Raw genomic sequence first — 15,011 nt, 5'->3', positions numbered from 1 at the left:
CCTCCCATTTTACGGCGGCCCTTGGGAAAAAGCGCTGGAATTCGCGGTATTTCAGGGGAGCCTGCCGGGGGAGCGCGGCGTACCGTGGCACGATAGATCACGATGAAACTGCGCGCTGATCAGACCGGAAACCGTGGCCTCCCGATGCCCCTTTGGCTACAGGGTGGTTTGGAAGCGGCTCAGGCAGCGTTCATTTCCGCCATTGTTGTGATCCTTCCCTTGGTGGGGGTGTGGGCCACCGACGGGTTCCAGGACCGGAACGTGGACTCTTTGGCCCGATTGGCGGGCCAGGCTTGGCTGCTGATCCACGGTGTTCCGCTGGAACTGGCGCACGTGAACCTCGGAACTGCGGCCCAACCCGGTTCGGGGCTGCTGTCCCTCATCCCCCTTGGCCTGACGTTGATCCCGTTCCTGCTCGCCTGGCGGGCAGGCCGTCGACTGGCCCGGGCGTCCTATACGGATCAGTTGTGGCAGGCGTTCCTTGGCGCGTTCGTGGTGTACGCGTCCTTCGGCACGGCCACCGGTTTCGTGTGCCGTACCCCGGAAGTTGTCATCAATCTGTGGTTCGCCATGACCATTCCGCTGATCTCCTTTGGCCTTGGCATGATCGTGGGCGCCCGGCGAGAGGCAGGCTCGTGGAGCAGGCTGATCGGCGTGGACGCCGTCGCCTGGCTCGCGAAGACCAGCCAGCATTCCCGATGGGCGGGCTCGTACGTGGGCTCGGCGTTGAAGGCGGGATTCGTAGCCGCCATGGCCGCTGTTTGCCTGGCCGCGCTGCTCCTGGCTGTGACTATTGTGTGGCATTGGACGGACATTATTGCCGTCTACGAGGGTTTGAAAGCTGGGGCCCTTGGCGGTGCCGTGCTCACCATCGCGCAGCTCGGCTACCTGCCCAACCTCGTCATTTTCGCTTTGTCGTGGTCCACCGGCGCCGGCTTCTCGCTCGGCGTCGGTTCAACAGCGGGTCCGCTGGGCACCGCCGTCGGACCGCTGCCGGCCGTCCCCGTTCTTGGTGCCCTTCCCGCCGGACAGTTCGACGCCGGGGCCATGGCCCTCGCGCTGCCAGTGGTCGCCGGGATACTGGCGGGTTGGTGGTTCCTGCGTGAAGGCGAGAATCACTTTGACGAGTGGCTCTCCATCAAGATCAAAGCCCGCTGGTTCACCGCCACCGTTTCCACCCTGTTCCTGGGCGCATTCATTGGCGCCGTCGCGGGGCTTCTGGGTGGGGCGTTGGCTTGGATCGCCCGCGGTTCAGCAGGCGTCGGGCGACTCACGGAAATCGGTCCCCACCCGTTGTGGATGGCGGCCTGGCTGGCCGCCGAAGTGGGCATCGGCGTCGTGATTGGCTACGCAGTGGGGCCGTGGCTGGAACGCAGCCAGAAGCAGCGCGAGGCGAACCTCGACGAAGCAGCGTACGACGACGAACACGCCTGAGCGGGTTCGCTCAGTAGCGCTGGGGTTCTACGAAAAAGCTACCGCAACGGCCCCGGCATCGAGTTCTCGAGCTGCGTGAGGCACTGCGTCTTTGCGGATTCCGTGAGGGCACCGCGTGAGCAGTCCTGGTAAGTGCTGACCTGGTTGAAGAAGAGCGCCGATGTCAGGATCAGCAGACACATCACGGCAGTGACAACCAGGCCGGAAATGGTCCCGAACAGCATCAGTTTCGGGTGTTTGTGCTTCAGCGTCCGAACCAGTACGACGATGCCCAACACCAACGCTGCAAGCGTCAGGATGGCGCTCAACCACACGTAATTCACGTTCAGTGAGAACACGAAGAACGCACCCAAAGCCGCCAAGAGGAATGCGCGGAAGAGATTCTGACTCACGCCGAGGGTGGACTTTTCGGCCTCGGAGCGGGGTTGTTGGTTCGGCTTGGAACCGACGTCGGGATTCATGTTTTCCAGCCTACGCGAGCCGCCCATAAGCTAGTGCAATGCGCATTGTTGTCCTCGTCTCCGGTACCGGTTCAAATCTTCAGGCAGTCATCGACGCCGTGAAGTCGGGTGAACTGGATGTCGAGATCGCCGCTGTGGGCGCCGACCGGCCCGATACCTACGGTGTGGAACGCTCCGACGAAGCCGGCTTTGAGACCTTCGTGGTCAACTTCAACTCATTCGAAACACGCGCCGAGTGGGATACCGCCCTGCGCGACAAAGTCCTGTCCTACCGGCCGGACGTGGTGGTTTCCTCGGGTTTCATGAGGATCGTCAGCGAGGACTTCATCAACGCTTTCGGCGGCAAATACGTCAACACGCACCCAGCCCTGCTGCCGTCCTTCCCGGGCGCCCACGGAGTGCGCGACGCAATCGCCTACGGCGTGAAGGTCACTGGGTGCACCGTTCACTGGGCCGACGCCGGGGTGGACACAGGCCCCATCATTGCCCAGGAAGCCGTGACTGTACTTCCCGAGGACTCCGAAGAAACCCTGCACGAGCGCATCAAGGTAGTGGAGCGCCGTCTGCTGGTCCAGACCCTGGCAGACCTCGCCGCCGCCAAGTAGCGCACCGCCCCCAAGTAGCGCACCGCACCCAACTGGGGGCGCGGGGAGCGGGCTACTCGAGGACGCGCTGCTTCGTTTCCGGTGCGAAGAACGCCATCCAAAGCACGGACAGCAGCACCAGGCCGCCAGCCATCGCGAACGACTGCGCCAGCCCGAACTCAGGCCAGAAGAACGAGGCAAACACCAAGGGGCCAAAGCCTGCGCCGATGCGCGAGAAGGTCGAAGCCCAGCCGAAACCGGAGCCGCGAAGTTCCGTCGGGTACAGCTCGGACACGTAGGCGTACAGCACCGGAATGGCCACCTGGACCACGAACCCGAACACCAGCAACCAGAACACGGCAGCCGAAGGCACATCCACCACGAATGCCACGATCACCAGGGTCAGAGCAGATAGAGGACCGGTGACGGCGAGGATCCACTTGCGGCCCACACGCTCCACCAGCAGCGCTGCGACCACCACGCCCAAGAGTCCGACGGCGGCCATGCTCGCCGTCGTGACGAACGCCTTGTACTCCTCGAAACCAGCGCCGATGAGAATGCGGGGCATCCACGTCAGCGACAAGTAATAGACCAGAAGCACAGAGAAGAACAACGCCCACGCCGCTGTGGTGATCTTCCAGTTGAACTGCCAAATTCCCCGCAACTGGGCCCAAGCACTGCCGGGGGAGAGGCGGGGTGCGGCCTGGGGTTCGGGCAAGCTGTAAGCCCGTGGGGAAGCGCCAGTTGCCTCGACCAGCCCATCAATCACTGCCGCCGCCTCAGCGCGTCGGCCCGCCCGAATGAGGAACAGGGGCGACTCCGGAACCGAACGCCGTACCCAGAAAACCAACAACGCGGGCAGCACCATGATCAGCATAGTGAGCCGCCAGTCGCCAAAGGCCGCAACCAGCCCGGCGGAAATGAAACCGCACAGCGCTGCACCAACGGGCCACCAACCATCCATGGCCGTGAGCACTTTGCCGCGTTGCTTGCGGGGCGTGAACTCACCCACCAGCGCGTAATCCACGGGGATGCAGCCGCCCAGCCCGAAGCCGGCCATGAAACGGAAGATGCAGAACCACACGATGTCCGGGGCAAACGCGCCGAAGACCGTGAAGATACTGAAAATGAGGAGGGTGGCCGTGAAGGCTTTCTTGCGGCCGATGGTGTCCGCAATGGTGCCCCACGCGAACGCACCCACAGCCATGCCGATCAGGTTGGCCGTCCCGATCCACGCAGCGTCAGCCGGCTGCAGGGACCAGTGCTTGGACAGCAACGGAATCAAGATGCCATTGAGCGTGACATCCCAGGCGTCGAACATGAACCCGAGCCCGCCGATCAGGAAAATCCGTCCTTGGACCTTCCACCGCCATGGCAGTTCCTGCACAACTTGTTCGCCGCTGGGCACGGCTGTGTATGTATTCATTTGCCCTCCTGCATGCAACTTTATGCGCTGGGCACGGCGCAGCCGTCCGGGTTACTTCTGGTTCTCAATGGCCCTGCGCAGGAAACCGCCGGCTTCCTCGAGGGCGCCCTTGGCCTGACCAGCATCGATACCCGTCAGGAGCACCAAAATGGCAGCCTTCACCGAACCGCCAACAGAGTCCAGGGCGGTCGCTGCTTCCTGGGCAGAAACCCCGGTTGCATGCTGAACCGTGCGTTGCGAGCGGGCAAGCAGCTTCTCGTTCGTGGCCCGCAGATCCACCATGAGGTTCCCGTAGGTCTTGCCGAGCTTCACCATCACCAAGGTGCTGATCATGTTGAGGACAAGTTTCTGCGCCGTTCCCGAGTTCAGCCGGGTGGAGCCCGCGATGAACTCCGGACCCACCACAACCTCGATCGCGGCGTCGGCCACATGACTGACGGCCGAACCCTTGTTGCAGGCCAGCGACGCCGTGAACGCACCCCGTTTCCGGGCCTCCTCCAGCGCGCCGATCACGTACGGCGTCCGGCCCGAGGCCGTAATACCGACGACGGCGTCCGCTTCGGTCACGTTGATGTCGTGCAGGTCGCGCGCGCCGGCAGTCGCGTTGTCTTCGGCATATTCCACCGGTTTCTGGATCGCCTGCACACCGCCCGCGATGAGCCCGACGACGAGTCCCGGCGGGGTTCCGAACGTCGGCGGGCACTCGCTCGCGTCGAGCACACCGAGTCGCCCGGCTGTCCCGGCTCCCACGTACAGAAGGCGGCCGCCGCGCTGGAGTCGCTCCGCAACGGCGTCGACGGTGTGAACAATGGCGGGGCGTGCAGCCTCAACCGCGGCGTGTACTCCTGAACTGTGTGCGAGCATCGCGGAAACGAGTTCTTCAGTACCAAGGATGTCCAGGTTTTCCAGGCCCTCGGCCGTGGCCTCGGTCTGCAATCCGGCGAGTTCCGTGCGCAGGCCCGCTAGGTTGTCGGCGTTAGTCGGGCCAGTTTGTTCCGTCACGGTGGATGTACCTTTCCTGGATGAGCCCGCGGCGCGTCGCAGCGAGGGCAGCCCCGTCCAAGCCATCGCCCAGCGCGGCCACCACCTCAATCCCAGCCGAAGCGAGTGACTTCCGCAAGAGCGCCGCGAAGAAGTCCGATCCCACCACTCCGCCCAGGAGCGCCACCCTGGATGTGCCGGGTTCGGTGCCGCTCGCTCGCTCAACGGTACTGGTCAGGATGCGGCACGCCTCGCCCACAATGTCATGCGCGACGGCGTCACCCGCCTCCGCTGCGTGCAGCACCAGCGGCGCGAAACGGGCCATCGCCCGGTAGGGGTTCTCCATGGCCGCGAGCCAGCCCGGCAGCATCTCGGGCGACTCAACCAGAGCGCCAGCTGCAGCGGACAACGACGTGGACGGGCCGCCGTCGTGCGCTTCAAGAACTGCCTGTAGACCCTGCTGGCCGATCCATCGGCCGCTGCCGCGATCGCCAAGATAGGGACCCCAACCGTCGGCCCGGTGCAGGATTCCGGCTTCATCGAAGCGGAAGGCCACTGCGCCTGTGCCCACGATGAGCGTTGTGCCGGGGGCTCCTTGCAGTGCGCCGAGCTGGGCAGCCGTGGCGTCGGAGAGGACGGCCGCGGGGACACTGAACCGTTGGGACAACATGGTGGCGAGTTCCTGCGACTTTTCCGCGGAGGCCTCAACGCCGGCAACCGCGGCGCCGATACCCGTCAACGTGCTGACGGGGAGACCGGGCGGCAGTTGGCTGACCGTTTCGAGCAGGAGCTCGAACGCGAGGGTGGGTCCGTTGTCCACGTGTACCCCGGGAAAGCCGTGCTGGTCGGCGGCGCCCAGCAACTCATGGCCGCTGCGCAACTCCACCCGGCAACGGCTCTTCCCAACATCGGCAACAAGAACAACCTCGGTGGATTCCATGGCTCAACCCTATGTTGTGGGGCCTGTTGAGCGTGTTTGGTGGGTGGTTTGGGGCGCAGAGCGGGCCTCGCAAGTTTTGGGTGATGCGTTGTGGGGCCTGTTGAGCGTGTTTGGGGGATGGTTTGGGGCGCAGAGCGGGCCTCGCAAGTCTTGTGGAGGAGCAGTCAGGAGTGTCCCTGAGGGCGATTTCTGTGGATAACCGAAGGTGAGCCATCGTTTCCCGAGAGCATGGATCCATGCGGAATCTCACCCCTTTGCCGACGGACGTTGACCCCCAGGGCTTTCTCGTCGCCGATGCCTATGCTGCCGGCGTGCCACGGTGGCGGCTCCAGTCGAATGAACTTGTAACGCCGAGTCGTGGCATTCGTATTGCCAAGGCAAACGGACGAGACCTCGAACTGCTCGGTCGGCTGCATACGGCAGTCACTCCACGCTGCGCAATCAGTCATGTCACGGCGGCGCTGTTGTGGTCTATGCCCCTCCCCATCTATCTCGAGGAGGAAGGCAAAAGTGGGCTAATCCATGTGACCCGTCGGCCAGAGATCGGCAGGGTCAAGCGTCGCGGAGTCATGGGACATCGGGCTCCACTGCTTGCTCGGGACGTCCGTATGTTGAACGGAGTTCAGTTGACGTCGCCGGAATGGACATGGGTGGATCTGGCCAGGCACATGGGAAGGTCATCGCTCGTGGCAGCTGGCGACTTTCTGTTGGCGCGCGAGAATCCCCTTTCCTCGTTTGAGGCGATCCAGGAAGTCATCAATAGACGCCCCAAGGTAAAGGGAATCAGAATGGCCCGGGAGATCCTGCCGTTGCTGAGGTCGGGGGTTGATTCTCCGCAGGAGTCGAGGCTACGCCTGAAAATCGTCGACGCCGGCCTGCCGGAGCCAGCGATTACCGCGCCGATCTTCGACGATCGTGGGAGATACATATCGACGCCCGATCTCCAGTACAAGGAGTACAAAATTGCCATGGAATATGAGGGTGATCATCACCGCTCCGACCCAGTGCAATGGGGCAAGGACATCGAACGCGACGATCGGCTTCGCGCGTTGGGGTGGATCGTCCTGAAATTCTCCGATGTCCAGATGAAGGGCGGGTGGGCCAACGCGGAACGGAAGGTGCGCGATGCGTTGAGGTCGCGCGGGTGGCGCGGGCCGTCGTCGTAGTCTTTGGTCTCGCCCACTTTGTGGGGCCGGGTGTGCGCCTTTCGCGCCCGGAGTTGGGCGCAGTGTGGGCCTTGCAACGTTGGGGGTGTTTTGTGGGGCCGGGTGTGCGCGTTTCGCGCCCGGAGTGGGGCGCAGAGTGGGCCTCGCATCGCAGGGGGTGTTTTTGTGGGGCCTGGTGTGCGCGTTTCGTGCCCGGAGTGGGGCGCAGTGTGGGCCTTGCAACGTTGGGTGTTTTTGTGGGGCCTGGTGTGCGCCTTTCGCGCCCGGAGGGGGACGCAGAGTGGGCCTGACAACGTTGGGTGTTTTGTGGGGCCTGGTGTGCGAGTTTCGGGCCGGGAGTGGGGCGCAGAGTGGGCCTGACAACGCTGGGGCCTCGCAACGCAGGGGCAACGCAGGGGCAGGGGCAGAAACGACGCAAAACCGGGGCGGCAACGAAACACGATAAACTCTCCGTATCCCCACCACCCGCGAAACCACCCGCGACATCTACGCGAACTAAGACGGAGACTTTTGTGAGCTTGACGCAGCTTGACCGTGTTCCCATCCGCCGTGCACTGATCTCGGTTTACGACAAGACGGGACTGGAGGAGCTCGCGAGGGGCCTGCACGCAGCCGGTGTCGCCCTTGTTTCCACCGGCTCCACCGCCAAGAAGATCGCCGCCGCAGGCATCCCGGTCAAGGAAGTCGAAGAAGTCACCGGCTCCCCGGAAATGCTGGACGGCCGCGTCAAGACCCTGCACCCGCGCGTGCACGGCGGCATCCTGGCTGACCGTCGCGTCCCGGCCCACATGGACACCTTGGCCGGCATGGAGATCGAAACCTTCGACCTCGTTGTGGTGAACCTGTACCCGTTCGTGGAGACCGTGAAGTCCGGCGCAGCGCAGGACGATGTGGTGGAGCAGATCGACATCGGAGGCCCCGCCATGGTGCGTTCGGCCGCGAAGAACCACGCCGCCGTCGCCATTGTCACGGACCCGAACTTCTACGGCGCAGTTGTCGACGCCGCCGCACACGGCGGTTTCGACCTGAACACCCGTCGTCGCCTGGCCGCCAAGGCCTTCGCGCACACGGCCAGCTACGACAACGCTGTGGCTTCCTGGACTGCCAGCCAGTTCCTGGACGAAGACGGCGACGGCATCATCGACTGGCCCGCCTACGCCGGCCTGTCCCTGGAACGCTCCGAGGTCCTCCGCTACGGCGAAAACCCGCACCAGCAGGCCGCGCTCTACGTGGACAAGGCTGCTCCGGCCGGCATCGCGCAGGCCGACCAGCTGCACGGCAAGGCCATGAGCTACAACAACTTCGTGGACGCCGATGCCGCCCTCCGCGCAGCGTTCGACTTCGCCGAGCCCGCCGTCGCGATCATCAAGCACGCCAACCCGTGCGGTGTCGCCGTCGGTTCCGCTGACGCTGCAGACCCGATCGCTGACGCTCACGCCAAGGCCCACGCCTGCGACCCCGTCTCCGCGTTCGGCGGCGTGATTGCTGCCAACCGCACCGTCACCGCAGGAATGGCCCGCACGGTTGCCGACATCTTCACCGAGGTTGTCATCGCCCCGGACTTCGAGCCTGAAGCCGTGGAGATCCTCTCCAAGAAGAAGAACATCCGCCTCCTCGCACTGCCCGAGGGCTACGGCCGCTACCCTTCCGAGATGCGCCAGGTTTCCGGTGGCGTCCTGGTCCAGATGAGCGACAAGGTGGACGCCGACGGCGACAACCCCGCCAACTGGACCCTCGCAGCCGGCGAAGCCGCCGACGAAGCAACCCTCGCTGACCTCGCTTTCGCCTGGACTGCTTGCCGCGCGGCAAAGTCCAACGCCATCCTGATCGCCAACCACGGTGCAGCCGTGGGCATCGGCATGGGCCAGGTCAACCGCCTGGACTCCTGCCGCCTGGCCGTGGAGCGCGCCAACACGCTGGGCGTGACGGTGGAGTCCGACGTCGAAGGTGCTGGCGGCGCGTCCAACACCAGCGGTGGGGACGCACCTGAGCGGGCACGCGGCGCCGTTGCATCCTCGGACGCGTTCTTCCCGTTCGCTGATGGCCTGCAGATCCTGATCGACGCCGGTGTCCGCGCCGTGGTCCAGCCGGGCGGTTCGGTCCGCGACGAGGAAGTCATAGCCGCAGCCAACGCTGCAGGCATCACCATGTACTTCACCGGCGCACGCCACTTCTTCCACTAGTCCCCACCGCCGCCCTCACCTCGCTGCGCTTCGGCCAGGGAACCCGGGCGGCGTGGGCCCAGCGCCACAAGACACAGAGCACCACAACGCGACGGCGGCCGCCCCCGGGAAGGGGACGGCCGCCGTCGTGCTTTATACGCACGTATTCAACAGGGACGTGCCTACAAAAGAGGGTCCGTTACGAAGCCGCCGCGGTGTTGTAGGTGGACTGGATGACGGTGCCCCAGTACGGGCCGTACATGGTGGTGGAGTTGCTGCCGTATCCGTAGCTGTTCACGGAGTTCTGGTAGCCGGTGGAGCTGGTGCCGATGAACCACGGTCCGCCCGAGGACCCACCGGTCATGTTGCAGGGGATTCCCTGGCTGTTGAACTGCGGGTTGTAGGGATCGTTCGTGGCGGTGCCGGAGCAGCTCTTGAGCGATTCGCCGTTGAAGGGCGAGCCTGCCGGGTAGCCAAAGGCCTTGTAGCTCAGGCCGCGGGCGGCGTTGAACTGGACGCCTGAGGAACCAACCACGTCGGCGAGCTTCTGGCCGTTGAGGGTGTTCATGACGGCGAAGGCGGTGTCGTACTGCATGTTGCCGTTGGAGGCCCACTGGGTGGGGGCGTACAGCGCCTTTGCCGTCCACTTCCCGTAGGGTGCTGCACCGTTGAGGTAGGCGGGAACGAAGACGAAGTTGGTGGCGTAAGCGCCGGGGCCTTCGTTGAGGCAGTGTCCGGCGGTGGACACGGTGCTCTTGTTGGCTGCGGTGACGGAGTTGCCTGAGCAGACGTAGTTGGAGCCGCCCAGGGTGAAGAAGATCTTGCCTATGTGCTTGACCGGCGTTTCGCTCTGGTTCACTTTCCGGTCGATGGTCTTGGAATCGGGTGCTGCTTGCTGGCCTGCGATGCTGCTGATGGCGCCCGGGGCTTCAGTGACCGGGGCTTTGCCGATGTTGAGGAGCTTGCCGCGTTCGAGTGCTTTCGCGGCCAGGATTTCGCCGGACGCGGCATTCTTCATGCGCTCCGGGGTCCAATAATCTGCAGCGCCGGCGTCCGACACTACGTGGCTGCTGACCGCAGCGCCGCTGGAGTCTGTGGTGTTGACCGGTGCCGCGTTGGCGCTGGTGGTTCCAACCAGCGCCAGGATTGCGGCAGCGGACAGACTCAGCAGGCTTGTGGCCAGGGTCTTGGTTTTTGTCACGTTGTTCCTACCTATCGAGGGAGTGAGGCGGCCAGTGATGGCGACCGCCGACTGACGGAATTGAAGGTATCGAACGTGTGACAACTTTGTAAAGAGATGTTTCATACTTTGTGATAATTTGCTGTCACTTGCTTGTTAAGTGGCAGGGTCCTTTTGGCGTGCGCGGTGCACGCCTAATCTCCGGTGGCTGGTGGTTCTCCAATGGTGAGTGTCAGTGGTCTTTGACCGTGACCCTGTCCGAGAGTGGTTTTGGCACAACGCCAGGCCATGAACCGTCCCGTTTGAACATTGAAAGGTTGCGCGCGCCATCGGGATCGTCGGCGCTAAGCGGGATGATGATGCTGTTGTGCTGCTTGGGGGCAGAGGGCTGTCCGCCCATCCAGGCCGATCCCACGCCTGCGGCGGCGAGGTCGAAGAACGGCTCCCCGTCAGCGGTTCGGGCACTGATCTGGATCTGCGTGTTGGGCATGTAACCCTCGCCCACAGACCAAATGTTCCGGACGATGTAATCCACCAGCAAGTCGCCGTAGAGGACGGTGTAGCCGGGGTCGATGGCTAGCTGTATGGAGTATCCGGTGTTGCCTTTCACGTTTGGTGGACCCCCTCCGTCGAATCCGGTGACCGAGATCCCGGGAACGGCGTCGATAGCTTCGCGGGCTTCGGCAATCGTCTGTCCGGTGTCGGCGTCGTGCGGGATGGTCTGCCGGGGCGTTGGTGCCGGCGCGGTGCAGGCGGTCAGCGCGAGGAGCATTCCGGCCGCCAAGGCAGCCAGGAAAGGGGCCAATGAGGCAGCCGGGGAGGCGGCTCGAAGGGTGCGGGTCATGATTTCACTATGTTCGGTTTCGTCGTGAATGCGATGCTGACGCGCCCGGGAACCGCACATTGCTCACGCAACCAGCGCACGACGGCGGCGGGCAGCGGCGGCGGTCAGGTCGCCGTCGGGCGTTAATTGCCGGAGAGCGGTAACGAACACGTGATCCCGGACACGAAGGGCCGTCAAAACGGTCTACTCGGGTAAGTTAGAGATGTTGAAATCTGCAGACTTTCAGGGAGAACCCCACCAATGGCCAAGATTATCTATACCCACACAGACGAAGCGCCGATGCTGGCAACTTACTCATTCCTGCCGATTGTTGAAGCGTATGCCTCGACCGCAGGAGTAGAGGTTGAGACCCGCGATATTTCGCTGGCCGGCCGCATCATCGCCGTCTTCGGTGATTTCCTGACAGAAGAACAGCGCACGGGCAACGCGCTTGCTGAACTTGGTGAACTGGCAAAGCAGCCGGAAGCCAACATCATCAAGCTGCCCAACATCAGCGCTTCCGTGCCGCAGCTCAAGGCTGCCATCGCCGAACTCCAGGCCCAGGGCTACGCCCTCCCGGACTACCCGGACAACCCCTCCTCGGACACCGAGACGGACATCCGCTCGCGCTACGACAAGATCAAGGGTTCCGCCGTTAACCCGGTGCTCCGTGAAGGCAACTCGGACCGCCGCGCACCGCTGTCGGTGAAGAACTACGCCCGCCAGAACCCGCACTCCATGGGTGCCTGGTCCGCTGATTCGAAGACCAACGTTGCCACCATGGGCGAGAACGACTTCCGCTCCAACGAGAAGTCCGTTGTCCTCAAGGCTGACGATTCCCTGACCATCCAGTTGGTCCGCGAAGACGGCACCACCAAGGTCCTCAAGAAGGACTTCCCCGTCCTGGCCGGCGAAGTTGTGGACGCCACCGTGCTCCGCGCTGACGCCCTGGACGAGTTCCTCAAGGCACAGGTTGCCCGTGCCACGGAAGAGGGAGTCCTCTTCTCCGCACACCTGAAGGCCACCATGATGAAGGTCTCGGACCCCATCATCTTCGGCCACGTGGTCAAGGCTTACTTCTCCGAGCTGTTCGAAACCTATGGCAAGCAGCTCGCAGCCGCAGGCATCAGCCCGAACAACGGCCTCGCAGCCATCCTCAGCGGCCTGGAAGACCTGCCCGAGGACGTCCGCGAAGGCGTCAAGGCAGCAATCACCAAGGGCCTCGAAGACGGTCCGGCACTGGCCATGGTGGACTCGGACAAGGGCATCACCAGCCTGCACGTTCCGTCGGACATCATTGTTGACGCCTCCATGCCCGCCATGATCCGTTCCTCCGGCCACATGTGGGGCCCGGACGGCAAGGAAGCAGACACCCTGGCTGTAATCCCGGACAGCTCCTACGCCGGCATCTACCAGGTTGTCCTGGACGACTGCCGCGCCAACGGTGCGTTCGACCCCACCACCATGGGCACCGTTCCCAACGTGGGCCTCATGGCACAGGCAGCCGAAGAATACGGCAGCCACGACAAAACCTTCGAGATCCAGGCAGCCGGCACCGTCCAGCTCGTGGACAGCAAGGGCAACGTCCTCACCGAGCACCAGGTCTTCCCCGGTGACATCTGGCGCGCATGCCAGACCAAGGACATCCCGGTCCGCGACTGGGTCAAGCTGGCCGTCACCCGTGCCCGCGCATCCCAGACCCCGGCCGTGTTCTGGCTGGACGAGACCCGCGCTCACGACGCCAACCTGATCGCCAAGGTCAACGAGTACCTCAAGGAACACGACACCGAGGGCCTGGAAATCAAGATCCTTTCCCCGGTTGAGGCCACGGCCTTCACCTTGGAGCGCATCCGCAAGGGTGAGGACACCATCTCCGTCACCGGTAACGTCCTCCGCGACTACCTCACGGACCTGTTCCCGATCCTCGAGCTTGGCACCAGCGCCAAGATGCTCTCCATCGTTCCGCTGATCAACGGTGGCGGCCTGTTCGAGACCGGCGCCGGTGGTTCCGCTCCCAAGCACGTCCAGCAGCTGGTCAAGGAAAACCACCTCCGCTGGGACAGCCTGGGCGAGTTCCTTGCCCTGGCCGTCAGCTTCGAGCACCTTGCCACCACCACGGGCAACGCCCGCGCACAGGTCCTGGCTGACACGCTGGACCGCGCCACGGGTACGTTCCTGCTGGAAAACAAGTCCCCTCGCCGCAGCGTTGGCGAGCTGGACAACCGCGGAAGCCACTTCTACCTGGCCACGTACTGGGCCCAGGAACTGGCCAAGCAGACCGAAGACGCCGAGTTGGCCAAGGACTTCGCAGCAATCGCTGAAGCCCTGACCTCCAACGAGGAGACAATCGTCGGTGAGCTGGCCGCAGTCCAGGGTCCCGCCGTCGACCTGGGCGGTTACTACCGTCCGGACGCTGCCAAGGCCGCTGAGATCATGCGCCCGTCGGCCACCTTCAACAAGGTTCTCGCGGACCTGAAGAAGTAGTCACGGCATAGCAAACTGGCCCGCAGGCATTGCCTGCGGGCCAGTTGCTTTAAGTACTGATTTAGCGCTCTGCGTGGAACCGCTCCGGTGCCATGCCGCCGTCGACGATGTCCTTCAGCACCCGGCCGATAGCGGGCGTGAACTTGAAACCGTGACCCGAGAAGCCGGCGCCCACCACCAGCGGACCGAAATGGTCCAGCACAAAGTCCTCGTTGGGCGTGGTGGTGTACGTGCAGCTGATGGGAACCGCGGTGGAGGGGTCGACGCCGGGAAGCCACTCTTCTGCGTACCTCACCAAGGCTTCCATCTGGTGGGGGATGGGCTCGAACGTGCGCTCGTCCGGATCCATGACCGGGCCGACCCCATGCCAACCGGCTTTCACGCCTTCGCCAGGGGTGAGCATGCCGTACACGGGGCTGTACCAGTACTCGTAGGCTTCGTTGTTCGGATCAGGGTCCGGGCTGTGGTTGAAGCTGGGCCACACCAGCGTGTTGTCCCTGGGCGTGAAGTGAGCCGGTTGTTCCTGGGTGACCACCAAGGCCGGGAGCTTGACGTGCTTGCTGACGAGCTTGTTGGTCCACGCACCTGCCGTGACGACCACGCGGTTGGCGGTGTATTCGGTTTCCTCCGTCACCACCACCACCGATTCGGCGCCATCGATGCGGATGTCCAGGACCGGCGTCGAGTACTTGAACACGGCACCACTGGCTTCGGCGGATTTCCGCAGCGCCACCAGGGCGTCTGCCGAGCGGATCCGGCCGGAGCCGGGAACGAAGAGGACGTCGGTGGCGAAATTCATGCCCAGCCACCGGTTGGCGGCTTCGTCGGGGGAGATGAAGTAGCTTTCGATGCCCCGTGCCTCGTGCGCTTCCCGGACCTCTCGAAGGCGGGGGACGTTTCCGTGGTTCACGAGGCCCACCATGTCCAAGAGCGGTGCGCCGTGCTCCGCCGCGAGTTCGTCCCACAGGGTCTTGGACTCGGCGAGGAGGTCCAGGTAGTCGGCCTCGGCGTAGGCGGTGTTGAAGTTGCGGGTGGCGCCGTGCGAAGCGCCGATGTGGTGGCCGGCCTCGAATTGCTCCAACAGAACCACTGAGCGACCCGCCCGGGCCAGTTGCCAGGCGGCCGCCGATCCCATGGCTCCTCCGCCAACAACTACAACGTCAACCTGCATGCCTGCTCCATCCACAATGCCCTCTTGAAACGCGACCCCGAAACAGGGCCACTCCCATTCTGCCCCCACTCACCCAACTGAGTAGCAGATCAGGCCGTTCTGAACGCGCTGAATCATGCGGTGATCGCAACACCTGAATATTGAAGGGTGTCGATTGCCATGGTGAAGTTCACGAATCGTTTGGTCGCTGAGGTTGTTC

Annotated in this window: 12 protein-coding genes; 5 read left to right on the top strand and 7 right to left on the bottom strand. The window is 63.9% G+C overall.

The annotated features are described in order from the left end of the window. Positions 1-102: 102 nt before the first annotated feature. The gene (locus ACIQH5_RS21540; RefSeq protein WP_400407520.1) at positions 103-1,434 is read left to right on the top strand and encodes a DUF6350 family protein; all 1,332 of its coding nucleotides are present in this window, start codon (positions 103-105) and stop codon (positions 1,432-1,434) included. A 38-nt stretch (positions 1,435-1,472) separates the two neighbouring features. On the opposite strand, the gene ACIQH5_RS21535 is transcribed toward ACIQH5_RS21540, so the two are convergent. Next, positions 1,473-1,922 (bottom strand): hypothetical protein, encoded by a 450-nt coding sequence (locus tag ACIQH5_RS21535; RefSeq protein ID WP_214814997.1) that lies wholly within the window; start codon positions 1,920-1,922, stop codon positions 1,473-1,475. 11 nt (positions 1,923-1,933) lie between these two features. Between ACIQH5_RS21535 and purN the strand changes: the two genes are divergently transcribed. After that, complete coding sequence (purN, locus tag ACIQH5_RS21530; RefSeq protein WP_400407518.1) at positions 1,934-2,500, top strand: phosphoribosylglycinamide formyltransferase; 567 nt, start codon at positions 1,934-1,936, stop codon at positions 2,498-2,500. Between the two features lie 52 nt (positions 2,501-2,552). Here the strand turns inward: purN and ACIQH5_RS21525 are convergent, their stop codons facing one another. The 3 genes from ACIQH5_RS21525 to ACIQH5_RS21515 are packed head-to-tail and all read right to left on the bottom strand — an operon-like array spanning position 2,553 to position 5,826. Next, entirely contained in the window at positions 2,553-3,905 is a 1,353-nt protein-coding gene (locus ACIQH5_RS21525) for an MFS transporter (RefSeq protein ID WP_400407516.1), read from the bottom strand. 51 nt (positions 3,906-3,956) lie between these two features. Beyond that, entirely contained in the window at positions 3,957-4,907 is a 951-nt protein-coding gene (gene murQ / locus ACIQH5_RS21520) for an N-acetylmuramic acid 6-phosphate etherase (RefSeq protein ID WP_400407514.1), read from the bottom strand. Next, complete coding sequence (locus ACIQH5_RS21515) at positions 4,882-5,826, bottom strand: N-acetylglucosamine kinase (protein WP_400407512.1); 945 nt, start codon at positions 5,824-5,826, stop codon at positions 4,882-4,884. The genes murQ and ACIQH5_RS21515 overlap by 26 nt, the downstream gene beginning before the upstream one ends. 236 nt (positions 5,827-6,062) lie before the next feature. Between ACIQH5_RS21515 and ACIQH5_RS21510 the strand changes: the two genes are divergently transcribed. Both ACIQH5_RS21510 and purH read left to right on the top strand, forming a co-directional pair. Beyond that, on the top strand, positions 6,063-6,992 hold the full coding sequence (locus tag ACIQH5_RS21510) for an endonuclease domain-containing protein (protein ID WP_400407510.1): 930 nt from the start codon (positions 6,063-6,065) through the stop codon (positions 6,990-6,992). 512 nt (positions 6,993-7,504) lie between these two features. Next, a complete protein-coding gene (gene purH, locus ACIQH5_RS21505) occupies positions 7,505-9,175 on the top strand; it encodes a bifunctional phosphoribosylaminoimidazolecarboxamide formyltransferase/IMP cyclohydrolase (protein ID WP_400407508.1) in 1,671 nt (556 codons plus the stop codon). 178 nt (positions 9,176-9,353) lie between these two features. Here purH and ACIQH5_RS21500 read toward each other — a convergent pair whose 3' ends face one another. Together ACIQH5_RS21500 and ACIQH5_RS21495 are read right to left on the bottom strand one after the other, a co-directional pair. Continuing rightward, complete coding sequence (locus ACIQH5_RS21500; protein WP_400407506.1) at positions 9,354-10,460, bottom strand: trypsin-like serine peptidase; 1,107 nt, start codon at positions 10,458-10,460, stop codon at positions 9,354-9,356. A gap of 106 nt (positions 10,461-10,566) precedes the next feature. Then, a complete protein-coding gene (locus ACIQH5_RS21495) occupies positions 10,567-11,178 on the bottom strand; it encodes a hypothetical protein (protein WP_400407504.1) in 612 nt (203 codons plus the stop codon). Between the two features lie 240 nt (positions 11,179-11,418). On the opposite strand from ACIQH5_RS21495, the gene ACIQH5_RS21490 reads away from it, so the two are divergent. Next, positions 11,419-13,641 carry an NADP-dependent isocitrate dehydrogenase gene (locus tag ACIQH5_RS21490; protein WP_400407502.1) on the top strand — a complete coding sequence of 741 codons (2,223 nt, stop codon included), beginning with the start codon at positions 11,419-11,421 and terminating at the stop codon, positions 13,639-13,641. A gap of 61 nt (positions 13,642-13,702) precedes the next feature. Here ACIQH5_RS21490 and ACIQH5_RS21485 read toward each other — a convergent pair whose 3' ends face one another. After that, a complete protein-coding gene (locus ACIQH5_RS21485; protein WP_400407501.1) occupies positions 13,703-14,812 on the bottom strand; it encodes an FAD-dependent oxidoreductase in 1,110 nt (369 codons plus the stop codon). Between the last annotated feature and the right edge of the window lie 199 nt (positions 14,813-15,011).

Source organism: Paenarthrobacter sp. NPDC091711 (genome assembly GCF_044756605.1).
GTDB lineage: Bacteria > Actinomycetota > Actinomycetes > Actinomycetales > Micrococcaceae > Arthrobacter.
The sequence above is the reverse complement of the archived record's forward strand: the minus strand, read 5'-3'. Positions and strand labels throughout refer to the sequence as shown.